Raw genomic sequence first — 22,516 nt, forward strand, 5'->3', positions numbered from 1 at the left:
CGTACGCCCCGCCCCGTTGACGGGTTCCGGCCCGTTCGCGGGTTCCGGCCCGTTCGCGGGTTCCGGCCCGTTCGCGGGTTCCGGCCCGTTCGCGGGTTCCGCAGCGTTCACGCGTTCCGTCGCGTTCATGCGTTCCTGAACTTTCCGCGCCACACCAGGACCGCGAAGAACGGGGCTCCGAGCAGGGCGACCACGATGCCCGCGTCCAGCTCGCCGGGGCGGACCACGATCCGGCCCACGATGTCGCAGACCAGCAGGACGACCGCGCCGAGCAGACCGGCGTACGGGACCAGCCAGCGGTGGTCCGGGCCGGTCAGGTACCGGGCCACATGGGCCACCATCAGCCCGAGGAAGGCGATCGGGCCGCAGGCGGCGGTGGCCGCCCCCGCGAGCAGGGTGACGGCGGCGATGCCGAGGGTCCGGCTCCGCGCGATGTTCACGCCCAGCCCCCGGGCCACGTCGTCGCCCAGGCTGAGCAGGTTGAGGGAGGGCAGGACGGACAGCGCGAGCACCAGCCCCACCGCGACGAAGAGCCCCACCGGCCCGATGACGTCGAAGCCGACCCCGGCGACGGAGCCCGCGTTCCAGAACCGCAGCGCGTTCATCGACTTCTGGCTGGAGAGCGCCACGGCCGTGGTCATCGCCGCGAGGAAGACCGTGACCCCCTGCCCGGCCAGGGCCAGGGTCAGCGGATTGCCCGCTCCCCGGCCGATGCTGGCGAGGCCGAAGACGACGACCCCGCAGAGCGCCGCCCCGGCGAAGGCGAACCAGACGTACTGGAACGGGTCGGCGAAGCCGAACACGGCGATCACCGACACCACCGCGAACGACGCCCCCGCGTTCACCCCCACCAGCCCGGTGTCGGCGATCGGATTGCGGGTGAAGCCCTGGATCAGCGCGCCGCCGACCCCCAGCGCCACTCCGGCCACGATCGCGAGCACCGTCCGGGGCACCCGTACGGTCTCCACGATGAGCCGGATCTCGGTGAGCCGGTGGTCGGACCCGGGGGCGGCGGACAGCCCGTGCCAGACCTCGGCGGGGGTCAGCGCCCGGGCACCGACGGCCAGGGACACCGCCGCCGCGACGGCCAGGACCGCCAGCAGCGCGGCGAGCCCGGCCCCCCGCCGGTGACGGGGGGACGCGGCGGGCCCGTTCGTCGGGCGCTCGACTGCGAGGGTGCGCATCTCGGCGGTCGTTATCCCTTGGTTCCGGTGCCCTCGGCGACCGGACGGGCCGCGCCGGCGGTGGAGGTGACGCCCCGTTCGAGCAGCGAGTCCAGGATCTCGCCGACCCGGACCGCGGTGTTGGAGAGCAGGGAGGTGGTGATGCCGTGGGTGTGCTCCGTACCGCCCTGGAGGTAGATCCCGCAGCGCAGGGCCGGGTCGGTGGAGACCCGGTAGTCGCGCTCGACGCGGACCCGGCCCTCGTCGTCGCGCAGGCACAGGTCGGCGACCTCGCCGAGCAGGCCGAGCGGGTCGGCCGGGCGGTAGCCGGTGGCGAACACCACGACGTCGGCGTCCAGTCGGGTCTCCTCGCCGGTGACGAGGGAGACCACGTCGGCCCGGACACCGTCGGGCGTCTCCTCGACGCCGCCGACCCGGGACACGTTGAGGAAGCGCAGCCGCTCGGTGCCGAGGACCTTCTCCTGGTACATCTGCCGGTACAGGTCGTCGATCAGGTCGATGTCCACCACGGAGTAGTTGGTGTTGCCGTGGTAGGCCATCAGCCGGCTCTTCACGCTGTCGGGCGCTGCGAAGTAGTCGTCGACCGCGCCCGGGTCGAAGATCCGGTTGGCGAAGGCGCTGTCGTCGGCGGGGCTGTAGCCGTAGCGGGAGAAGACCGCGCAGACCTCGGCGCGGGGGAAGCGCCGGTGCAGATACGCGACGTTCTCGGCGGCGCTCTGCCCGGCGCCCACGACGACGAAGCGGGTGGGCGAGGGCGAGGCGGACTCCAGGGCGTCGACCTTGCGGAGCAGGTCGGAGTTGTGCCAGACCCGCTCGCCGCGTTCGACGCCGGGCGGCATGACGGGGCGCAGCCCGGTGCCGACGACGAGGTTGCGGGCCCGGTGGACCGACAGTCCCTCGACCGAACGGACCGTCACATCCAGGTACTCCACGGCGCCTTCGCGGACGACGGGGGTGACGGCGACGACCTCGTGGCCGTAGGAGACCATGCCGTCGACCTTGGCCGCGGCCCACTCGAAGTAGTCGTGGAACTCCACGCGCAGCGGGAAGAGGTTCTTGTGGTTGATGAAGTCGATCAGCCGACCCCTGCTCTGGAGGTAGCAGAGGAAGCTGAACTCGCTGGCCGGGTTCCGGAGCGTCACCAGGTCCTTGAGGAAGGAGACTTGCATGGTGGCGTCGTCGATGAGCATGCCGCGGTGCCAGCCGAAGCTCGGCTGTTGCTCGAAGAAGTGGGCGGTGACCGGCCCCTGGCCGCCGGCGCGTGCGTTGTGCTCGCTCAGCGCGATCGCCATGGCCACGTTGGACGGGCCGAAACCGATGCCCATCAGATCGTGGACCACTGGTGTGTCGCCAGGAAGAACCGGTGACATGTCACTCCCATTCGTGCGGGGAAGCCGCCTGTCGGGCGTCGGGGGAACGTGCGAAGGGTGGGCACGGCGACAACGCCGCCCACCAGGAACTTAGGTGAGCCTAAGCTAATCCTGGGCACCTGTCGATAGGGAACCCCACCCCCGGACATCGACTTCGCGTCAACTGGAGCCCGAATTACCCCTGTTGCAAACTAAGGTAAGCCTTGCTTTACTTACGGCGCTTTGGTTACGGCACCGCGCTCGCGGCCGAACCGCCCCTGCCCTGAGGAGGAACCCCATGCGGGTCGTCATGTTCGGTTACCAGACCTGGGGGCACCGCACCCTGCAAGCCCTTCTGGACTCCGAACACCAGGTGGTCCTGGTGGTGACGCACCCCAAGAGCGAGCACGCGTACGAGAAGATCTGGAGCGACTCGGTCGCCGACCTCGCCGAGGCCCACGGCGTCCCGGTGCTGATCCGCAACCGGCCGGACGACGAGGAGCTGTTCGAGCGGCTCAAGGAGGCCGATCCGGACATCATCGTGGCCAACAACTGGCGGACCTGGATCCCGCCGCGGATCTACGGCCTGCCGCGCCACGGCACGCTCAACGTCCACGACTCGCTGCTGCCGAAGTACGCCGGGTTCTCGCCGCTGATCTGGGCGCTGATCAACGGTGAGACCGAAGTGGGCGTGACCGCGCACCTGATGGACGAGGAGCTGGACGCCGGTGACATCGTCCGGCAGGAGTCCGTCCAGGTCGGCCCGGCGGACACCGCCACCGACCTCTTCCACAAGACCGTCGACCTGATCGCGCCCGTCACCATCGGCGCGCTCGGCCTCATCGCCTCCGGGCGGACGGAGTTCACCAAGCAGGACCGCTCGCAGGCCAGTTTCTTCCACAAGCGGTCCACCGAGGACATCCGCATCGACTGGAACTGGCCCGCCGAGGACCTCGAACGGCTCGTCCGCGCCCAGTCCGAGCCGTACCCCAGCGCCTTCACCCACCACCGGGGCAAGCGGCTGGAGATCCTCGCCGCGGTGGTCTCGCAGAACCGGTACGGCGGCACCCCCGGCCGGATCTTCTACCGCGAGGGCGAGGGCGTGGTGATCGTCGCCGGGGCGGACGCCCGTACCGGACGCAACCACGGACTGGCCGTCACCCGGGTGCGCACCGAGGACGGCCGCGAGCTGCCGGCCGCCGAGTACTTCACCACCATGGGCGGCTATCTGACCGCCCGGCCCTGAGCCGCCCCCGCCCGGCGCCCGCCCGGCCGGGGCACCCGGTCAGGGCGTGGCCGCGGAGACCACGTAGACGACCGGGTTCATCGGGTCGGACATGTTGACCATGATGTCCTGGGTGGGCCGCGGCTTCCCGTTCACATGCCGGGTGCCCGCCCACTCGGTCCCGGCGGGGAACGACCAGTCCGCGATCTTCAGATCGCGGGGCCCGATGGTCTCCTTGCCGGGCTCCAGGTTCGAGCGCCCGCTGCCCAGCCGGCCCAGGAAGCGGTCCAGCCCGGCGGAGGTGGTGCGGAACTCCACGTACAGCCGGCTGGTCTTCCAGTTGTTGGTCTCGTAGTACCGCACGTCCAGCGAGTTGCCGGGCATCGGCAGCTCGTAGATCCGGCGCTGCAACCGCGAGGGCCAGCCCTCCCGGAGCCCCTGCGCGGAGGCCTCGGCCTCCTTGTTCGCTCCGGAGCGGCGGCTCTGCCCGGCGGAGATCAGCAGATACCCGGCCGGGACGCCGATGAGCAGCACGATGATCGTCGCCGTGATCAGCCGGCGACGGATCGTCCGGCGCCGGTCCTGCGGCGGCCGGCCGTCGTCGGGCGGCGTCGACTGGCGCGGCAGGACGGGGTGCTCGGCAGCGGTCATGTCTCTCGGGGTCCCTAGGAGGTGCGGGTGGAGCGGGTGGAACGGATGGTGTTCGCGGCCTGGTCGTAGATCTGGGCGTAGCGCTCGTAGCGCTCCACCCGGCGCCGGTTGGCCCGGCGGAATCTGCGGGCCACCAGCCGGGCCAGGTCCGCGGCGCCGACCATACCTGCCTCGGGGCCGAGCTGGGCGCGGGCGATCCGGGCCTCCGGCCGGTAGCCGCGGCCGGTGAGGTGACGCTTGAAGGCGTCCCGGGCCGGGCCGATGAGCAGGTCGTCCGCGGCGCTGACCCCGCCCCCGATGACGAAGCAGGACGGGTCGAGCGCGGCGGCCAGATTGGCGATGCCGACGCCGAGCCACTGCCCGATGTCCTGGAGCAGCTCGACGCACATCGCGTCGCCCTCGCGGGCCAGTTCGGTGATCAGCGGACCGGTGATGTCCGGGATGTTGCCCTTGACCCGTTCGATGATGCCGTGCGCCACCGGGGAGTCCGCCGCGGCCAGTTCCCTGGCCTCCCGGACCAGTGCGTTGCCCGAGCTGTACTGCTCCCAGCAGCCCCGGTTGCCGCAGGGGCAGCGGTGCCCGCCGGGCACCACCTGCATGTGGCCGAACTCACCGGCCACCCCGTACTTGCCGCGCTTGACCTGGCCGTCCTCCAGGATCGCGCCGCCGATGCCGGTGCCGAGCGTGATCATGACGAGATGGTCCTCGCCGCGGCCCGCCCCGAACCGCCACTCCGCCCAGGCGGCGGTGTTGGCGTCGTTGTCGACCATGACGGGGACGGCGAGCCGGGAGGCGAGGGCGTCGCGCAGGGGCTCGTCGCGCCAGGCGAGGTGCGGGGCGAAGAGCACCTTGGAGCGGTCGGCGTCGACCCAGCCGGCCGCGCCGATCCCCACCGCGTGCACGTCGTGCCGGTCGGAGAGGTCGAGCACCAGCTCGACGATGGTGTCCTCGACGACCTTGGGGCTCTTGGACTTGTCCGGCGTCTCGGTGCGCAGCTGCTCCAGGATGGTGCCGTCGGCGTCGACGACGCCCGCCATCACCTTCGTACCGCCGATGTCGATGCCGACGGTGGGGACCCGCGGTGCCGTGAGGTGCGAGCGCCGCTCCCGGGTGCCCACGGTCCGCAGGACGGTGGCGCGGGCGGAGCCGCGGTGGGTGAAGTCGCGGTACGTGCTCATCGTCCCTGCGGGGTGTTGGGGAGCCGGGGGCGGTGCTCCCGGCGGCGGACTGCGCCCGTCGGGCTCGATTCTGCCACTGCCGGGGGACCGGGGCGGGCGGACCCGTGCGTACGGGACCGCCCGCGGCTCGCCGCTACGCCACGTCGTCCGGGCCGGGGCCGGTGGCCCGTTCCAGCTCGTGGCTGAGCTCTTCCAGCTCGCTGCCGCCCGCCATCTGGCGGGTCAGCTCGTCCAGCGTGATGGAGTCCTTGGTGTGGCTGCCGGACATCGCGCCCCGCTTCAGCAGCACGAACCGGTCACCGACGAGATACGCGTGGTGCGGGTTGTGCGTGATGAGGACCACTCCGAGACCGGCGTCCCGGGCGGCCGCGACATACTTCAGCACCACCCCGGACTGCTTGACGCCGAGCGCGGCGGTCGGCTCGTCCAGGACGAGGACCTTGGCGCCGAAGTGGACGGCCCGGGCGATGGCGACGCACTGGCGCTCGCCGCCGGACAGGGTGCCGATCGGCTGGTCGACGTCGCGCAGGTCGATGCCCATGCGCAGCAGCGCGGACCGGGTCGTCTCCCGCATCCGGCGGACATCGAGGCGCTTGAAGGGGCCGGCGCCCAGCGTGGGCTCGGAGCCCAGGAAGAAGTTCCGCCAGACCGGCATCAGCGGCACCACGGCCAGGTCCTGGTAGACCGTGGCGATGCCGCGGTCCAGGGCGTCGCGCGGGTTGACCAGGGTGGTCTCCTCGCCGTCGATCAGGAAGCTGCCGGCATCGTGCCGGTGCAGCCCCGCGATGATCTTGATGAGGGTGGACTTGCCCGCGCCGTTGTCGCCGAGGACGCAGGAGATCTCGCCCGCGTGGACCTCCAGCGAGACGTCGGTCAGCGCCTTGATGGAGCCGTAGAACTTGGACACGTGGTCGAGTTCGACCAGCGCCCGGCGGGGCTCCGGCGCCGCCGCCCCGGCCGGTTCCGTGGGGGCCGTCATGTCGTCGCCTCCGCGCGCTTGCGTACCCATGCGTTGAGCAGGGTGGCCAGGAGCAGCATGGCTCCGAGGAAGAACTTGAACCAGTCCGGGTTCCACTCCGCGTACACGATGCCCTTGCTGGTCATGCCGAAGATGACGGCACCGACCGCGGAGCCGATCGCGGAGCCGTAGCCGCCGGTGATCAGGCAGCCGCCGATGACGGCCGCGATGATGTAGATCAGCTCGTTGCCGACGCCCTCGCCGGACTGCACCACGTCGTAGGAGAAGAGCAGGTGCTGCCCGGAGACCCAGGCGGCGAAGGCGACCCCCAGGTAGAGCCCGATCTTGGTACGGATCACCGGGACGCCGACCGCGCGGGCCGCGTCGGCCTCGCCGCCGACCGCGAAGATCCAGTTGCCGAAGCGGGTGCGGAGCAGGATCCAGGTGGCGATCGCGACCAGCACCGCCCACCACAGGATGGTGACCTTGAACTCGACGCCGCCGATCGTCCACTGCGAGGCGAAGACCTTGCGGGCCGATTCGAAGCCCTCCATGTCGCCGATGCCCTTGGTGGACACGGTCCCGCTGATCAGTTTGGTGAAGCCCAGGTTGAGTCCGGTCAGCATCAGGAAGGTGCCGAGCGTGATGATGAAGCTGGGCAGTTTCGTACGGGTCAGCATGAAGCCGTTGAAGGCCCCGACGGCCAGGGTGACCAGCAGCGACACGAAGACGCCGACCCAGACGTTGGCGGTCATCTGGTAACTGAACATCGACGAGACCAGCGCGGAGCTGGTGACCAGCACACCGGCGGAGAGGTCGAACTCGCCGCCGATCATCAGCAGCGCCACCGGCGCGGCCATGATCCCGATCGTCGAGGCCGCGTAGAGCACCGTGCCCATGCTGGAGGCGCGCAGGAAGCTGTCGGCGACGACCGAGAAGAAGAGGAAGACGGCGGCGGCGCCGACCACCGAGCCGAGCTCGGGGCGGCCGAGGAGTCTGCGCAGCGCCGAGGTACGCAGCAGCCGCTCGTCGGCCCCGGCCGGGGCGGACGGTCCGGCGGCCGCGCTCATCGGGTACCCCGCTTCGTGTACGGGGCCAGCGCGGCGGCGTCCTTCTCGGTGATGATCTGCGGTCCGGTGAGGACCGGGCGGCCGCCGCCGAGCACGTTGCCGTTGTAGCGGTAGAGCCAGAGCAGGTCGACGGCCTCGTAGCCCTGGAGGTAGGGCTGCTGGTCGACGGCGAAGCCCAGGGTCTTGTCCTGGAGGGCCGAGGCGACCTTGGCGTTCAGGTCGAAGGTGTCGATCTCGGCGGAGCTGCCCGCGGTCCGCTTCGCCTTGACGGCGGCGTCCGCGAAGGGGGCGCCGAGGGTGACGACCGCGTCGATGCTCTTGTCGGCCTGGAGCTTGGCCTCGATGGACGCCTGGACGTCGGGCATGTTGGTGCCCTCGACGTACAGGTTCTGCAGCTGGCCGTCGAAGGTCTTCTTCGCCCCGGCGCAGCGCTGCTCGTGGCCGACGTTGCCCTGCTCGTGCAGGATGCAGAGCGCCTTCTTGCGGCCGCGGGCGTTCAGCTCCTCGCCGACCGCCTCGCCCGCGATGGACTCGTCCTGGCCGATGTGGGTGAGCGCGCCGAACCGCTTGGACTCCTCGGAGCCCGAGTTCACCGTGATCACCGGGATTCCGGCCCGCACGGCCTTGGCCACGACGTCTTTCATGGCGTCGGGCTTGGCGAGGCTGACGACCAGCCCGTCGACCTTCTGGTCGATGGCGGCCTGCACCAGCTGGGCCTGCTGCTGCGCCTCGTCGTTGTGCGAGTACAGGAACTTGATGTTGTCCTTGTCGGCCGCCTGCTGGGCACCGCGCTGGACGATGTCCCAGAAGGTGTCGCCGTCGCCCGAGTGGGTGACCATGGCGACGGTCCAGCGGGGTGTGTCCACCGCGGGCCGGCCCTTGGCGGCCGCGGCCGCGCGTTCTTCCGCCCGCTTGCCGCCGGTGCTGCTGCATCCCATGAGGGAAACCCCGAGCACCGCCGCGAGCACGGCGCCCATCGCACGTACCCCTGTCCGAACCCTTGCCACGACGCCGTGCCCTTCTAGTGCTGCTCATTGTGCTGCTTCACGGGCCGGGAGTGATGTGCGCACACCCGGCCCGGCTGGCCAAGTATCCCCGAGCGGTCGGCGCCGCCGCCCGGCAGGGGCGGGGCGCGTGTGTCGCCGCCGTGGTACGGGGAGGGTCGCCGCCTTTCTCTCCCGGCCGCCGGAGTGCGACCGGTGGAGTCTTAACGGTGCGCGGACCGGACGTCAACGGGGCGGGAGGGGGCGGTGTCGGACCGGGTCAGCGGACGAGGAGCTGGAAGTCGAAGGTGTGGCGCGAGGCCCGGTAGAGGTGGGAGCCGTGCTCGACCACCCGTCCGGTGTCGTCGAAGGTGGTGCGCTCCATGGTCAGCACGGCCGCCCCCGCCGGTTCGGCGAGCCCGGTCGCCTCCGCGTCGGTGGCGAGCCGGGCGCCGACGGTCTGGCGGGCGCTGTGCAGGGTGATGCCCGCACCGCGCAGGATCCGGTAGAGGCCGGTGGCCTCCAGACGGGCGGTGTCCAGGTCGGCGATCCCGGTCGGCAGGTGGTTGCGGAGCAGGGCCAGCGGCTCGCCGTGCGCGTACCGCAGCCGCTCGACGCGGTGGACGTCGGTGCCCTCGGCGATGCCGAGGGCGGCGGCCGTGGCGGGGTCGGCGGGCTCGACGGTGTTGCGCAGGACCCGGGTGGCGGGGTGCGCGCCCGCCGCCTCCAGGTCGTCGTAGAGGCTGCTCAGTTCGAGCGGCCGGCGGACCGTGCTGTGCACGACCTGGGTGCCCACGCCCCGGCGGCGGACCATCAGCCCCTTGTCGACCAGGGACTGGATGGCCTGGCGGACCGTGGGCCGGGACAGCCCCAGCCGGGACGCGAGCTCGATCTCGTTGCCGAGCAGGCTGCCGGGGGCGAGCCTGCCCTGCTCGACGGCGGCCTCCAGTTGCTGGGCGAGCTGGAAGTAGAGGGGGATCGGGCTGGTGCGGTCCACGCCGAGTTCGAGTGCTGCGGGGTCGGTGGTGGGTTTGGGCACGCGTGGAGGGTATCCCCCGTGCCGGTGCCCCGGTAGTCCGGTCGTCCGGTTGCCCTGTCGTCGTGTTGCCCGGTTGTCCGGTTGTCCGGACAGCAGGCGGCCGACGAACCCATGTTTGTCCTGACATTTGATTGACAGGGCAGAGGGCGGACGGCACGTTGGGTCCATGCGCATCGGACTCATCGGCACCGGCCGGATCGGCTCCTTCCACGCGGGCGTGCTGGCCCGCCACCCCGAGGTGGACGCCCTGGTCGTGGCCGACACCGACCGGGACCGCGCCGCTCTCCTGGCGCGGCGCACCGGCGCGCGGGCCGTCCCGGACGCGGCCGGGGTGTTCGGCGCGGGGGTGGACGCCGTGGTGATCGCCTCGGCCACCGCGGCGCACGCGGAGCTGATCGGCCGGGCCGCGCGGGCCGGGCTCCCGGCGTTCTGCGAGAAGCCGATCGCCCTGGACCTGCCGGGGACGCTGGACGCGCTGCGCGCGGTGGACCGGGCCGGGACCGTGCTCCAGCTGGGCTTCATGCGCCGGTTCGACGCCGGGTACGGGGCCGCCCGCGCCGCCGTGCGCTCCGGTGCGCTGGGGCGGCTGCACACGGTGCGGACGGTGACGATGGACCCGGCCCCGCCGCCCGCCGCCTACCTGCCGCTCTCCGGCGGGCTGTACCGGGACTGCCTGGTCCACGACTTCGACATGGTGCGGTGGGTCACCGGCCGCGAGGTGACCGAGGTGTACGCCGTGGGCTCGGACGCCGGGCCCGCGATGTTCCGGACGGTCGGAGACGTGGACACGGCGGCGGCGCTGCTGACCCTCGACGACGGCACCCTCGCCACGGCGTCGGCCACCCGCTGCAACGGGGCCGGGTACGACGTCCGCATGGAGCTGGCGGGCGAGCGGGACCAGATCACCGTCGGCCTGGACGCCCGCACCCCGCTCACCTCCGCCGAACCGCACGGCCCGTCGGCCCCGGCCGATCCCTGGCCCGGTTTTCTGGAGCGGTTCGCCCCGGCGTACGAGGCCGAGCTGGACGCGTTCGTCCGGGTGGCGCGGGGCGAACTGCCCAATCCGTGCGACGGCCGGGAGGCGTGGCGGGCGCTGCTGGTGGCGGAGGCGTGCGAGCTGTCGCGCCGGGAGCGGCGCCCGGTGACCGTCGAGGAGGTCGCCAAGGAGGCCGGGGGCGGCTGAGAGCGGAGCCGCCCCCGATCCGCCGGACGCCCCGGGGCGCGCCGCCCCGGTCAGGCCGGCAGGACGGTGCCCTGCGCGACGGCGCAGAGCCGTTCCTCCCCGTCCTCGGCGACGGCGAACAACTCGCAGCGGACCACCGCCTGACGGCGTCCGGTGTGCGCGACCTCGGCGCGGGCGACCAGGGTGGCGCCGGTGCCGGGCCGGACGTACTGGATGGAGAATCCGCCGGTCAGCACCTGCGGGCCCAGGGTCGTGCCGGCGGCGAAGGTGATCGCGTTGTCGGCCGCGTAGGCGAGGACCCCGCCGTGCAGGAAACCGTTCTGCTGCTGGAGCTCGGGGCGGATGTCCACCTCGAGGGTGGCCGCGCCGTTCCCGAAGGCGGTGAGCCGGGCGCCCAGGAGGCCGCTGAACGGCTGGCTGTCGAGGACCTTCTGGGCCGCTGTCAGGTCGAGTCCGGTCATCCGTCGCTGCTCCTCTTTCCGTTGTCCGGTCGTATGCCGTCCGCCACCGGCCGTGGTTCCCCGCTCACCAGCGGACGGGCAGTCCGCGCGCGCCGCGGATCAGCATGCCCGGGATCCAGTCCGGTTCCCGGTCCGCCTCCGTGTCCAGGACCAGGCCGGGGCACCGCTCCAGCAGGCTGCCGATCGCGATCCGGCCCTCCATCCGGGCCAGCGGCGCGCCCACGCAGAAGTGGAGGCCGTGTCCGAAGGCCAGATGGCCCTGGGGCTCGCGGCGGATGTCGAAGGTGTCGGGCTCCGGATAGCGGGCACCGTCCCGGTCGGCGCCCGCCAGCGAGACCAGCACCGGGGCGCCCGCCGGGATGGTCCGCCGCCCCATCGGGATGTTCTCGCGGGCGAAGCGGAACGTGGCGTTCTCCACCGGGCCGTCGTAGCGGAGCATCTCCTCGACGGCGCCGCCGAGCAGTTCCGGGTCGTCCCGGAGGGCGGCGAGCTGGTCGGGGTGGCCGAGCAGGGCCCGTACCCCGTTGGCGATCAGGTTGACCGTGGTCTCGTGGCCGGCCACCAGCAACAGGAAGGCCATGCCCATGAGTTCGTCGAAGGAGAGCCGGTCGCCGTCCTCGTCGCGCGTTCTGACCAGGGCGCTCATCAGGTCGTCGCCGGGTGCGGCGCGCTTCTCCTCGATCAGCTCGCGCAGGTACGCGCCCATGACGCGCACCGACTCGGTCTCCTGTTCCGGGGATGTGGGGGTGACGACCCCGTTCGACAACCGGCGGAACCGGTCGCGGTCCAGGTCCGGGACGCCGATCAGTTCGCAGATGACGGTCATCGGCAGCGGGAAGGCGAGGGCGTCGACGAGATCGGCGCGCCCGGCGGGCACCATCGCGTCGAGCAGCCCGTCGGTGATCTCCTGGACGCGCGGGCGCAGCGACTCGACCCGCCGGGCGGTGAACTCCCGGGCGACGAGCTTGCGCAGCCGGGTGTGGTGGGGCGGGTCCAGCTCCAGCATGTTCAGGAAGATCGAATCGCCCTCGGGCGCGCCGGGCAGCGCGCGCCAGTCCTTGGTGAGCCTCGGGTCGGTGAGGGCGGCGCGGGCCTCGTCGTACCCCACCACCAGCCAGACCAGGTCGAATTCGTCGGTGCGGACGGTGTGCACCGGTCCGGCGGCGCGCAGCTTCTCGTAGTACGGGTACGGGTCCGCGGTGAATTCCGCCACCCCGCGCAGATCGATGTCGGCCCGGCCACTGACTCCGAACATGGGATCGCCCCTCCCGGTCGTGCGGCCCGTTTCCCGCGGGCCGGCCTCCTCACCCTATGCCGGTGGCGGTGCGCCGTCCTCGTCGAGGAGCCCCGCGTCGTGCACCAACAGGGCGATCTGCACACGGTTGTTGAATCCGAACCGGGCGAGGATCCGGGAGACCTGGGTCTTCACGGTCGCCACGCTGAGGTAGAGGGCGGCGGCGATCTCGGCGTTGGAGCGGCCGCGCGCGACGGAGAGGGCGACCTCGCGTTCCCGCCCGGCCAGTTGGGCGAGGCGCAGCCGGGCCGCGCCGGCGCGCTCGTCGCGGCCGCGGGGGCCGGTCCCGGCGGCGCGGTCCATCAGCTGCCGGGTCACCGCGGGCGAGAGCACCGGGTCCCCGGCGGCGACCCGTCGTACCGCGTCGACGATCCGTTCCGCCGGGGTGTCCTTGAGGACGAATCCGGCCGCCCCGGCGCGGATCGCCCGCAGCACCTGTTCGTCGGCGTGGAAGGTGGTGAGGACGATGATTTCGGGGGCGTCTGGGCGGGCGCGCAGCCGTTCGGTCGCGGTGAGCCCGTCCATGGCGGGCATCCGGAGGTCCATCAGGACCACGTCGGGGCGGAGCCGGTCGACCAGCGGGGCGACCTCCGTGCCGTCCGCCCCCTCCCCGACGATCTCGATGTCGTCGGCGCCGCCGAGCATGAGGCCGAGACCGGCCCGGACGAGCGGGTCGTCGTCGACGACGAGCAGCCGAATCCGCTGCGGGCCGGGCCCGTTCGGGGTGGGGGTGGTCATGTACGCAACCGTATCGGGGGTCCGGACGCGATGGGCACCGGGAGGCGGGGTCCGGGGGCTCAGGCCGGCCACGGCAGTACGGCGCGGACGTGGAAGCCGCCGTCCGGCAGCGGCCCGTGCTCCAGCTTGCCGCCGGCCAGCGTGGCGCGTTCGGTGAGGCCGATGAGTCCCTGGCCGGAGCCGGGGACCGGTCTGAACGGTTCGGTGGGCGCCGGGTTGCGCACCTCGATGGTCAGGTCCTCGCCCGGGGCGCCGGTGACGCTGACGGTGACCTCGGTGCCGGGGGCGTGCTTGCGGGCGTTGGTGAGGGCCTCCTGGGCGATGCGGTAGACCGTGCGGCCGGTGGCGGCGGGGGCCGAGGCGGGGTCGTCGACCCGGTTGTCGAGCACGACCGCCATGCCGGCCAGCCGGGACTCGGCGATCAGCTCGTCGAGGGTGGCGAGGGTGGGCTGCGGCCGGTCGCCGTCGCTCTCGCCCGGGCTGCGCAACACGCCGATGATCTCGCGCAGGTCCTGGAGCGCCTCGTGCGCGCTGTCCCGGATGACCCCGGCGGCGCGGGCGATCTCGGCCCGGGGCGCGTCGGGGCGGAATTCGAGGGCGCCCGCGTGGACGCTGAGCAGGGTCAGCCGGTGGGCGAGGACGTCGTGCATCTCCCGGGCGATGGCCTCGCGGGCCAGCCGCTGGGCCTGTTCGGCGCGGAGTTCCGCCTCGGTCTCGGCCCGGCGGGCCCGCTCGCGCAGGGAGACGACGAGCTGGCGCCGGGACCGTACGGCCATCCCCCAGCTGATCACCAGCAGCGTCAGCAGCACCCCGATGATCGTGTCCACGAGGGAGGAGCTTTCCGGGTCGGGGCGCAGATACGGCTGTACGGGGGTGAGGACCAGGGCCAGCGCCCCGATGACCGCGACCGGCCGGAAGGGCCGGTGCACCGCCAGCCCGAAGAGCGCGACGAGCATCGCCCCCGCCGCGGTGGGCTCGACCGTGGCGAGCAGGACCAGCCCCAGGGCCACGCCCACCGGCCACCGGCGCCGCACCCAGAGCACGGCGCAGGCCAGCACCCCGAGCACGACGTCGACGAGGAGGACGAGGTCGGAGGTGCTCCGGTCGGCTTCGATGGCCGCCGCGGCGATCAGGCCGATCCCGGCGGCGCAGAGGAAGGCGGTCGTGTCGACGATCCAGTCCCGCACCGTGCGGCGGGAGCGGCCGCGCCGGTCGCCGGACAGCTCGGGGTCGGCCATCGCCGACGGCAGCAGCCAGCGGTATTCCGTACGCGTCATGCCATAAAACTACCCAGGCCGGGCGGTGGGCCGGGCCGTACGGGCGCACCGGGAGACCAAAGTCGCGCGGGTGGAGACCTTCGGCCCTTCTTCGCGCCCGCCGTGGGGTTGGGCGGCGGGCGCGAGGGAGGTCCGGTGCGCGGTCAGTGGCCGCGTACGAGGAGCCGGCCGGTGGGGGCGCCGACGGTGCCGTCGGCCGCGATCCGCTCGCCGCGCAGCCAGGTCGAGCGGACGACGCCGTACAGGGTCTTCCCGGCGTAGGCGGTGACCTGGTTGCGGTGGAAGAGTTCGGCCGGGTCGACGGTGAAGGTCGCGTCGGGGGCCAGCACCGCGAAGTCGGCGTCGCGGCCGGCCTCGATGGCGCCCTTCCGGTCGAGTCCGGCCAGTGCGGCGGGGGCGGCCGACATCCAGCGGGCGACGTCGTCGAGCGAGTGGCCGCGCCTGCGGGCCTCGGTCCAGATGGCGGGCAGCCCGAGCTGGAGGGAGGAGATCCCGCCCCAGGCGGAGGCGAAGTCGGGGGTCTTGAGGTCGGTGGTGCAGGGCGAGTGGTCGGAGACGACGCAGTCGATCGTTCCGTCCGCCAGCCCCTGCCACAGCGCGTCCTGGTTGGCGGCCTCCCGGATCGGCGGGCAGCACTTGAACTCGGTGGCGCCGTCCGGGACCTCCTCGGCGGTGAGGGTGAGGAAGTGCGGGCAGGACTCGACCGTGATCCGTACGCCCTCGCGCCGGGCCGCGGCGATCATCGGCAGGGCGTCGCCGGAGGACAGGTGCAGCACATGGACCCGGGCGTTCAGCCGCCTGGCGTGCGCGATCAGCCCCTCGATCGCGGTGTTCTCGGCGTCGCGCGGCCGGGAGGCGAGGAAGTCGGCGTACGCGGGGCCGCCGCGCTGCGGGGCGGCGGCCAGGTGGTGCGGGTCCTCGGCGTGCACGATCAGCAGGCCGCCGAATCCGGTGATCTCCGCCATGGACCGGGCCAGTTGCTCCTGGTCGAGCTCGGGGAACTCGTCGACGCCGGAGGGCGACAGGAAGCACTTGAAGCCGAACACCCCGGCCTCGTACAGCGGCCGCAGGTCCTTGACGTTGGTGGGGATCGCACCGCCCCAGAAGCCGGTGTCGATGTGCGCCTTCGGGGCGGCGACCCGCTGCTTGGTGCGCAGGTGGTCGACGGTGGTGGTCGGCGGCAGCGAGTTGAGCGGCATGTCGAGCAGGGTGGTGATGCCGCCCGCGGCCGCCGCGCGGGTGGCGGTGTGGAAGCCCTCCCACTCGGTGCGGCCCGGGTCGTTCACATGGACGTGGGTGTCGACGAGCCCGGGCAGCAGCACGTCGTCGCCGAAGTCCTCCAGCCGGGCACCGGCCGGCACCCCGGCGTCGTACGGCAGGACCGCGTCGATCCTCCCGTCGGCGACGGCCACCGCGGCGGCGCGCGTCCCGTCCGGGGTGACGACACGCGTCGAGCGCAGTACCAGGTTCACGTCCGCACCGGACATCCGTGCTCCTCACTTCGGGCTTCGAACGCTGAAGAATTCAACGAACTGTTGAAGGAGTTTTCACTCGGGGCGCGACCTCGTCAAGGCCCCGCCGCACCCGACCGAGGGCCGGACGGCCACCCTTCATCTGCGGCTGTATATTTCCACAAAGTAGAAGTCAACTTTCGCACCATGGAACGTAGCATGGGACCAGCAGGGCTCCGCGCCCTGGCCCCGCCGTCGGCCGACACCGGGACAAACGGTCTCTGACCGGCCAGGACGCCGGGCCCGGAGCAGTGCGTCGACCGGGAACAGCCCGGTAGGCTGCTGCGGGTGTCCGATCCTTGAGCGCGACGCCGTGGGAGGTGTCGGACACTCCTGAGTGCCCCGCCCGGCGGGGCACCCGCTCATCCGCCTCGAAAGGACCGTTGACGTGCCGCCGTCCCACGCCAGCACAGCCGACTCCAAGCCCGCCGCGTCGAGCGGTGGTGTGCAGTCCCTTGAGCGCGCCTTCGATCTGCTGGAGCGGATGGCGGACGCGGGGGGCGAGGTCGGGCTGAGCGAGCTCTCCGCGAGCAGCGGGCTCCCGCTGCCGACCATCCACCGCCTGATGCGCACGTTGGTGCTCTGCGGATACGTGCGCCAGCAGCCCAACCGGCGCTACGCGCTGGGCCCCCGGCTGATCCGGCTCGGCGAGTCCGCCTCCCGGCTGCTGGGCACCTGGGCCCGGCCGTATCTCGCGCGGCTGGTCGAGGAGACCGGCGAGACCGCGAACATGGCGCTGCTCGACGGCGACGAGATCGTGTACGTGGCCCAGGTCCCGTCCAAGCACTCGATGCGGATGTTCACCGAGGTGGGCCGCCGGGTGCTGCCGCACTCCACCGGGGTCGGCAAGGCGCTGCTGGCGCACACGCCCCCGGAGGAGGTGCGCGCCCTGCTGGCCCGTACCGGCATGCCCGCCGCCACCGAGAAGACGATCACCACGCCCGAGGGCTTCCTCGACGCGCTGGAGCACGTCCGCCGGGTCGGTTACGCCGTCGACGACAACGAGCAGGAGATCGGGGTCCGCTGCCTGGCGGTCCCCGTGCCGGACTCCCCCACCTCGGCGGCGATCTCGATCTCCGGTCCGGCGGGCCGGGTGACGGAGGCGGCCACCGAGCGGATCGTGCCGATCCTCCAGCAGGCGGCGCGGGACCTCTCCGAGGCGCTGGCGAGCAGCGGCACCACCGGCTGAGTACGCGCAGGGGCGGCCCGTCCGGGCCGCCCCTTCCTCGTTCCCCGTACCCCGCCGGGTCAGACCGGCTCGGGCACGGTCAGCCGTCCGTCGTCCATCCGGACCGTGCGGTCCACCCGGTCCAGATGGGTCCGGTCGTGGGTGACCAGCACCGTCGCCGTGGACCGCTCCCGCACCAGCCGGACCAGCAGGTCCAGCACGGCGGCGCCCCGCTCGTGGTCGAGCGCGCTGGTCGGCTCGTCCACCAGCAGCACCTCGGGTTCGTTCATCAGGGCCCGCGCGATGTTGATCCGCTGCCGCTGCCCGCCCGAGAGCTGGTGCGGCCTGCGCGCGGCCTGGTCCGCGAGGCCGACCGCGTCCAGCAGTTCCAGCGCCCGCTCGCGGGTGCGGCGTACCGCACCGCCCGAGAGGTGGGTCATCACCTGGAGCTGTTCGGCGGCCGTGAGCGAGGGCAGCAGATTGGGCTGCTGGAAGACGATCCCGATGTGCGCCCGGCGCAGCTCCGCCTGTCCCGCCCGGTCCAGGCCGGAGGTCTCCCGGCCCGCGACCACCACCCGCCCGGAGTCCGGGGTGACCAGGGTCGCCGCCACCGCGAGCAGGCTGGACTTGCCGGAGCCGGACGGCCCGACCACCGCGGTGAGCGTGCCCGCGGGCACTTCCAGGGAGACCCGGTCGAGGGCGGTGAGCCGGCCGTCGCCGTCGGGGTAGGTGAGGGTGACGTCGGAGAGGGTGAGGGTCATCGGGCACTCCCGAGTGCGGTGAGCGGGTCGACGGCGGTGATCCGCCGGATGGACAGGGCCGCCCCGAGCGCGCCGAGGACGATCATCACGGCGGCCGGGACCAGCACGGTCGCCGCGTCGAGGACGAACGGCACCGCGCCGCCGCTGATCAGGGCGCCGATCCCGGCGGCGAGCGCGGTGCCCGCGCCGGTGCCCAGCGCGAGCATCACGACCGCCTGCCCGAGCGCGTCGCGCAGCAGGTAGCGGGTGGAGGCGCCGAGCGCCTTCAGCACGGCGACGTCGCCGCCGCGCTGGATCGTCCAGACGGTGAAGAAGGCGCCGATGACCAGGGCGGAGATGGCGAAGAGGAAGCCGCGCATCAGCTGGAGCGAGCCGTTCTCGGCCTGGTAGGAGCCGATGGCGGTGAGGGAGTCGTCGCGCGAGAGGGTGCTGGTGCCGGCCGCCTTGTCGCCCGCGGCGAGATCGGCGCCGTCGGTGGTCAGGGCGATCACCGTGGCGTGCCGGCCCCGGCCGTCGTCGCCCGCGAGGTGCTGCCAGTCGTCGAGCGAGGTCCACACGACCGAGGTGTGGCTGTAGGAGGCGTCGCCCGCGACGGCGGCGACGGTGACGGTGGTGGAGCCGAGCCGCACCCGGTCGCCGGGGGCGGCCGCCAGGTCCTCGGCGGCCTGCTCGGAGAGGACCACCCGCCCTGTGGCGACCCGGGTACCGGGCGGCGTGAGGCCCCCGTCCGGTTCGACCCCGAACGCGGAGACCGCCGAGGTGTGCCCGCCCCGGCCCTCGGCGTTGAGCGTACGGATGCCGAGCGGCTCGGCGGCCGCCACCCCGGGGCGCTCCGCCCAGCTCCGCCAGGCCCGCTCCTCGACGGCCGAGTCGGTGAAGGAGACCGAGCGGCCGTCCGGTGGGGCGGCGAAGGCGAGGTGGTCGGCGGACAGCCCGGTGACGGCCGAGGTGTTCTCCCGGGCCAGCCCCGCGGTGAGACCGGACAACAGGCCCACGAGCAGCGTGATCAGCACCACGACCGTGCCCATGAGGGCGAACCGGCCCTTGGCGAAACGGAGATCTCTCCATGCGACGAACATGGCTCCAGCCTCGCCGTCCGGGCCTCCGGGGACATCGCACCCGGGTGGGGCCCGACATCAACCTTTCGATTGACCGGCCCCCGCCGCCCCGCGTCTACGCTGGAAACACCATGGATCCACGCCCCCACCCCCCGGTCGCCACCGCGCTGCGGCTCTGCCTGCACGCGCTGCTGGTCGGGCTACTGGCGCTCGTGGTCGTCCGGGCGGTCGGCGACGGGGCGCCCCGGGCCGGTGCCGTCGTCGCGGTCGCCGGTCTGATGGCCGCCGTGTACGCGGCGGGCGCGCTGCTGCCCGCCGTCCAGCCGCACACCAGGACGGCGGCGGTGTGGCTGGCGGTGCTGGGCGCGGTGTGGCTGGCGCTGCTCGTGCTGTCGCCGGACGCGCTGTGGGTGGCCTTCCCCCTCTACTTCCTGCAGCTGCATCTGCTGCCGAACCGCTGGGGGCTGCCCGCCGTCGTGGTCACCGCGGCCGCCGCCATCGTCTGCTTCCTCTGGCACGGCCAGGCCGTCAACCCGGGCACCTTCATCGGACCGCTGCTCGGCGCGGCGGTCGCGGTGGCGACGGTCCTCGGCTACGAGGCGCTGTTCCGGGAGAGCGAACGGCGTCGGCGGCTGATCGAGGAGCTGATGTCGACCCGGGCGGAGCTGGCCGAGGCGGAGCGCACCGCGGGCACCCTCGCCGAGCGCGAGCGGCTGGCCCGCGAGATCCACGACACCCTCGCCCAGGGCCTGTCCAGCATCCAGCTGCTGCTGCGGGCCGCCGAGCGCACCCTGCCCGACGACGCCCCCGCCACCGCGCACGTGCGCCGGGCCCGCGAGGCCGCCCAGGAGAACCTGGCCGAGGCCCGCCGCTTCGTACGCGCCCTGTCCCCGCCGGACCTGGCCAACGGCTCGCTGGCCGCCGCGCTGGAGCGCCTGACCGCCCGGACGACGGGCCCCGATCTCACCGTGCAGTTCGCGGTGAGCGGCACACCGGTGGAGCTGCCGACCCCGTACGAGGTGGCGCTGCTGCGCACCGCGCAGTCGGCGCTGGCCAACACGGTGCGGCACGCCGGGGCCCGGCGCGCGGAGATCACCCTGAGCTTCATGGACACCTCGGTCTCGCTGGACGTGGTGGACGACGGCCGGGGGTTCACCCCGGGGCTCGTCCCCGCCCCGGCGGACCGGGACACCGGGGGCTTCGGCCTGCCCGCGATGCGGGCCAGGGCCCGTTCGCTCGGCGGCACGCTCAGCGTCGAGTCGGCCCCCGGGCAGGGCACCGCCCTCGCCCTCACCCTTCCGCTCCCCCTCACCGACGGCCGGCCAGGACAGGACGCCGCATGAACACCTCCGACGACACCGCCCCGGTCCGGCTGCTGCTCGCCGACGACCATCCGGTGGTCCGGGCCGGGCTGCGCGCCGTGCTCGACGCCGAGCCCGGGTTCCTCGTGGCCGGTGAGGCGGCCACCGCCGAGCGGGCCGTCGAGATGGCGGCGGGCGGCGGCTACGACGTGGTCCTGATGGACCTCCAGTTCGGCGCGGGCATGCACGGCTCGCAGGCCACCGCGGAGATCACGGCCCGCCCGGACGCGCCCCGGGTGCTGATCCTCACCACGTACGACTCGGACGCCGACATCCTCGCGGCGGTCGAGGCCGGTGCCGCCGGTTATCTGCTGAAGGACGCCCCGCCGGAGGAGCTGGCGGCGGCGGTCCGTACCGCCGCGGCGGGCCGCTCGGCGCTCGCCCCGGCCGTCGCGCACCGGCTGATGGACCGGATGCGCACCCCCGCGGAGGCGCTGACCCGGCGTGAGCTGGAGGTGCTGCAACTCGTCGGCGAGGGGCTGTCGAACCTGCAGATCAGCAAGCGGCTCTTCCTCAGCCAGGCGACGGTGAAGTCCCATCTGGTGCACATCTACGCCAAGCTGGGCGTCGACTCCCGCACCTCGGCGGTGGCGGCGGCGACGGCCCGTCGGCTCATCCGCCGCTGACCCCGCCCCACCCGGCCGGTCAGCGGCGCGGCGGCTCGCCGAAGAGGTCGACCGCGACCCGCACGTTTCGGAGCGCGGCGGCCAGCGCGCTCACCGACCCGATCGAGCCCGCGATGAGCAGCAGGGAGCAGCGCATCCGCGCGATCTCGGGGACGCCCTGCGCCGTCATCGCGTCCAGGGCCGCCAGCTCCTCCTCGGCGATGCTCCGGTCCGGGAACTCGGCGGGGTGGCCGGCCAGGGCGCGGCGGAGCCGGGAGACGGCCGTACGCAGCTCGCTCACCCTCGGGTCGTCGACGCTGCCGGTGACCCGCTTCTGTCCCACGCTTCGCAACAAAGCACTCCCCCTTGCACGTCTTTGTGCCGGTGATCCGACCGGCCCACGCAGCATGGTCAAGTATCCGGGTGTGCGCGCAAGTTAACGCCATGACAGGTACGGTGCGCCACCGCACGGACGGAATTCAGGGTCTCCCGTAAGGGTGATCTCCGTGTCGTCCGGTGGACACCGCCCCGGTCCGGCGGGTTTTCCGCTTGCTCGCGCGAAGGGTGTGCGAGGGGTGTGCGAAGCCGGCGCGAGGGGTGCGCGGCCGGGTGCGGGTGGGGTATCCAGACCGCATGACTGCGACAACGACACCGCCGCGCGTGGCCGGGCTGCTGCTTGCCGCGGGCGGCGGCCGGCGCCTCGGCGGGCGCCCCAAGGCCCTGCTGGAACACCGCGGCCGCCCCCTGGTGGAGCACGCGGTGCGGGCCCTCCTGGACGGTGGCTGCGACCCGGTGCGGGTGGTCCTGGGCGCCGCGGCGGACACGGTGCGGGAACGGGCGGAGCTTGGCGGCTGCGCGGTGACGGTGAATCCCGGATGGGCGGAGGGGATGGGCTCCTCGCTGCGCGCCGGACTGGCCGCACTGGCCGGCTCGGGGGCGGACGCGGCGCTCGTCCTCCTGGTCGACCAGCCGGGGATCGGGGCCGGGGCGGTGGCCCGGGTGCGGGCGGCGTACCGCTCCCGGAGCGGGATCGCGGCGGCGGCGTACGGGGGCGAGCGCGGCCATCCGGTGCTGTTCGGGGCGGAGCTGTGGCCGGACATCGCGGCGGGGGCGGTGGGCGACCAGGGCGCCCGGGGGTTCCTTCGGGCGCATCGCGATGCGATCACGCTCGTCGAGTGTTCCGATGTGGCCGAGGCGTACGACATCGACACGGTGGCGGATCTGGACCGCCTCCGGTGAGGGAACACCTCCCGTGACGGCCCCGGCACTCCGGGCCGTCACGGGGCCACTTCTGTCGACCCGGAGAATCTCGACATCAACAAACCATTGAACTTCCACCATGAGGAAACTAATATCCACTGATCAGAAGCCCTCTGCACCCCAGACGGCCTTCGCATCCGTATTCCGGAGCCCTGGCACGCCGTGCCGTTCCCGGGCGTCCCGGCGGCCCGGGGCTCCGCCC

The 22,516-nt window shown here is 73.0% G+C and carries 22 protein-coding genes; 6 read left to right on the plus strand and 16 right to left on the minus strand.

Going from position 1 to position 22,516, the window contains the following annotated elements:
• Window positions 1-125: 125 nt before the first annotated feature.
• On the minus strand, window positions 126-1,184 hold the full coding sequence (locus tag ACF08W_RS20950; RefSeq protein ID WP_352280199.1) for an iron ABC transporter permease: 1,059 nt from the start codon (window positions 1,182-1,184) through the stop codon (window positions 126-128).
• An 11-nt stretch (window positions 1,185-1,195) separates the two neighbouring features.
• Window positions 1,196-2,554: a lysine N(6)-hydroxylase/L-ornithine N(5)-oxygenase family protein gene (locus tag ACF08W_RS20955; RefSeq protein ID WP_392280146.1), complete on the minus strand. Its 1,359-nt coding sequence runs from the start codon at window positions 2,552-2,554 to the stop codon at window positions 1,196-1,198.
• A 277-nt stretch (window positions 2,555-2,831) separates the two neighbouring features.
• Between ACF08W_RS20955 and ACF08W_RS20960 the strand changes: the two genes are divergently transcribed.
• Entirely contained in the window at window positions 2,832-3,779 is a 948-nt protein-coding gene (locus ACF08W_RS20960; RefSeq protein WP_392280147.1) for a methionyl-tRNA formyltransferase, read from the plus strand.
• Between the two features lie 39 nt (window positions 3,780-3,818).
• On the opposite strand, the gene ACF08W_RS20965 is transcribed toward ACF08W_RS20960, so the two are convergent.
• The 6 genes from ACF08W_RS20965 to ACF08W_RS20990 all read right to left on the minus strand — a co-directional run bounded on the left by ACF08W_RS20965 (window position 3,819) and on the right by ACF08W_RS20990 (window position 9,637).
• Entirely contained in the window at window positions 3,819-4,409 is a 591-nt protein-coding gene (locus tag ACF08W_RS20965; RefSeq protein ID WP_385216143.1) for a hypothetical protein, read from the minus strand.
• A gap of 14 nt (window positions 4,410-4,423) precedes the next feature.
• Window positions 4,424-5,587 (minus strand): ROK family glucokinase, encoded by a 1,164-nt coding sequence (locus ACF08W_RS20970; RefSeq protein ID WP_352280195.1) that lies wholly within the window; start codon window positions 5,585-5,587, stop codon window positions 4,424-4,426.
• 133 nt (window positions 5,588-5,720) lie between these two features.
• Window positions 5,721-6,566, minus strand: coding sequence for an ATP-binding cassette domain-containing protein (locus ACF08W_RS20975; RefSeq protein ID WP_352280194.1), 846 nt, complete (start codon window positions 6,564-6,566; stop codon window positions 5,721-5,723).
• Window positions 6,563-7,615: an ABC transporter permease gene (locus ACF08W_RS20980; RefSeq protein WP_352280193.1), complete on the minus strand. Its 1,053-nt coding sequence runs from the start codon at window positions 7,613-7,615 to the stop codon at window positions 6,563-6,565. The genes ACF08W_RS20975 and ACF08W_RS20980 overlap by 4 nt, the downstream gene beginning before the upstream one ends.
• The gene (locus tag ACF08W_RS20985) at window positions 7,612-8,592 is read right to left on the minus strand and encodes a sugar ABC transporter substrate-binding protein (protein ID WP_352280192.1); all 981 of its coding nucleotides are present in this window, start codon (window positions 8,590-8,592) and stop codon (window positions 7,612-7,614) included. The genes ACF08W_RS20980 and ACF08W_RS20985 overlap by 4 nt, the downstream gene beginning before the upstream one ends.
• A gap of 286 nt (window positions 8,593-8,878) precedes the next feature.
• Entirely contained in the window at window positions 8,879-9,637 is a 759-nt protein-coding gene (locus tag ACF08W_RS20990) for a GntR family transcriptional regulator (RefSeq protein ID WP_392280148.1), read from the minus strand.
• Between the two features lie 166 nt (window positions 9,638-9,803).
• On the opposite strand from ACF08W_RS20990, the gene ACF08W_RS20995 reads away from it, so the two are divergent.
• Window positions 9,804-10,820, plus strand: a complete 1,017-nt coding sequence (locus ACF08W_RS20995) for a Gfo/Idh/MocA family oxidoreductase (RefSeq protein WP_392280149.1) — start codon at window positions 9,804-9,806, stop codon at window positions 10,818-10,820.
• 50 nt (window positions 10,821-10,870) lie between these two features.
• On the opposite strand, the gene ACF08W_RS21000 is transcribed toward ACF08W_RS20995, so the two are convergent.
• The 5 genes from ACF08W_RS21000 to allB form a co-directional block, all read right to left on the minus strand.
• Window positions 10,871-11,281 (minus strand): PaaI family thioesterase, encoded by a 411-nt coding sequence (locus tag ACF08W_RS21000; protein ID WP_352280189.1) that lies wholly within the window; start codon window positions 11,279-11,281, stop codon window positions 10,871-10,873.
• Window positions 11,282-11,345: 64 nt separating this feature from the next.
• Entirely contained in the window at window positions 11,346-12,536 is a 1,191-nt protein-coding gene (locus ACF08W_RS21005) for a cytochrome P450 (protein ID WP_352280188.1), read from the minus strand.
• Between the two features lie 54 nt (window positions 12,537-12,590).
• Window positions 12,591-13,313 carry a response regulator gene (locus ACF08W_RS21010; RefSeq protein ID WP_385216123.1) on the minus strand — a complete coding sequence of 241 codons (723 nt, stop codon included), beginning with the start codon at window positions 13,311-13,313 and terminating at the stop codon, window positions 12,591-12,593.
• A 59-nt stretch (window positions 13,314-13,372) separates the two neighbouring features.
• Window positions 13,373-14,590 carry a sensor histidine kinase gene (locus ACF08W_RS21015; RefSeq protein WP_392280150.1) on the minus strand — a complete coding sequence of 406 codons (1,218 nt, stop codon included), beginning with the start codon at window positions 14,588-14,590 and terminating at the stop codon, window positions 13,373-13,375.
• A 143-nt stretch (window positions 14,591-14,733) separates the two neighbouring features.
• On the minus strand, window positions 14,734-16,077 hold the full coding sequence (gene allB / locus ACF08W_RS21020; RefSeq protein WP_385216116.1) for an allantoinase AllB: 1,344 nt from the start codon (window positions 16,075-16,077) through the stop codon (window positions 14,734-14,736).
• A 412-nt stretch (window positions 16,078-16,489) separates the two neighbouring features.
• On the opposite strand from allB, the gene ACF08W_RS21025 reads away from it, so the two are divergent.
• On the plus strand, window positions 16,490-17,290 hold the full coding sequence (locus tag ACF08W_RS21025) for an IclR family transcriptional regulator (RefSeq protein WP_352280184.1): 801 nt from the start codon (window positions 16,490-16,492) through the stop codon (window positions 17,288-17,290).
• Window positions 17,291-17,349: 59 nt separating this feature from the next.
• Here ACF08W_RS21025 and ACF08W_RS21030 read toward each other — a convergent pair whose 3' ends face one another.
• The gene (locus tag ACF08W_RS21030; protein ID WP_392280151.1) at window positions 17,350-18,030 is read right to left on the minus strand and encodes an ABC transporter ATP-binding protein; all 681 of its coding nucleotides are present in this window, start codon (window positions 18,028-18,030) and stop codon (window positions 17,350-17,352) included.
• Window positions 18,027-19,109: an ABC transporter permease gene (locus ACF08W_RS21035; protein ID WP_352280182.1), complete on the minus strand. Its 1,083-nt coding sequence runs from the start codon at window positions 19,107-19,109 to the stop codon at window positions 18,027-18,029. The genes ACF08W_RS21030 and ACF08W_RS21035 overlap by 4 nt, the downstream gene beginning before the upstream one ends.
• Window positions 19,110-19,219: 110 nt before the next feature.
• Between ACF08W_RS21035 and ACF08W_RS21040 the strand changes: the two genes are divergently transcribed.
• Together ACF08W_RS21040 and ACF08W_RS21045 are read left to right on the plus strand one after the other, a co-directional pair.
• A complete protein-coding gene (locus ACF08W_RS21040; protein ID WP_392280152.1) occupies window positions 19,220-20,431 on the plus strand; it encodes a sensor histidine kinase in 1,212 nt (403 codons plus the stop codon).
• Entirely contained in the window at window positions 20,428-21,075 is a 648-nt protein-coding gene (locus tag ACF08W_RS21045; protein ID WP_366297860.1) for a response regulator transcription factor, read from the plus strand. The genes ACF08W_RS21040 and ACF08W_RS21045 overlap by 4 nt, the downstream gene beginning before the upstream one ends.
• 19 nt (window positions 21,076-21,094) lie before the next feature.
• Here the strand turns inward: ACF08W_RS21045 and ACF08W_RS21050 are convergent, their stop codons facing one another.
• Window positions 21,095-21,409, minus strand: a complete 315-nt coding sequence (locus ACF08W_RS21050) for a DUF5955 family protein (RefSeq protein WP_392280153.1) — start codon at window positions 21,407-21,409, stop codon at window positions 21,095-21,097.
• Between the two features lie 278 nt (window positions 21,410-21,687).
• Between ACF08W_RS21050 and ACF08W_RS21055 the strand changes: the two genes are divergently transcribed.
• Entirely contained in the window at window positions 21,688-22,293 is a 606-nt protein-coding gene (locus tag ACF08W_RS21055) for an NTP transferase domain-containing protein (protein ID WP_392280154.1), read from the plus strand.
• Window positions 22,294-22,516 lie beyond the last annotated feature (223 nt).

The organism is Streptomyces sp. NPDC015144 (assembly GCF_043079735.1).
Taxonomy (GTDB): Bacteria; Actinomycetota; Actinomycetes; order Streptomycetales; family Streptomycetaceae; genus Streptomyces.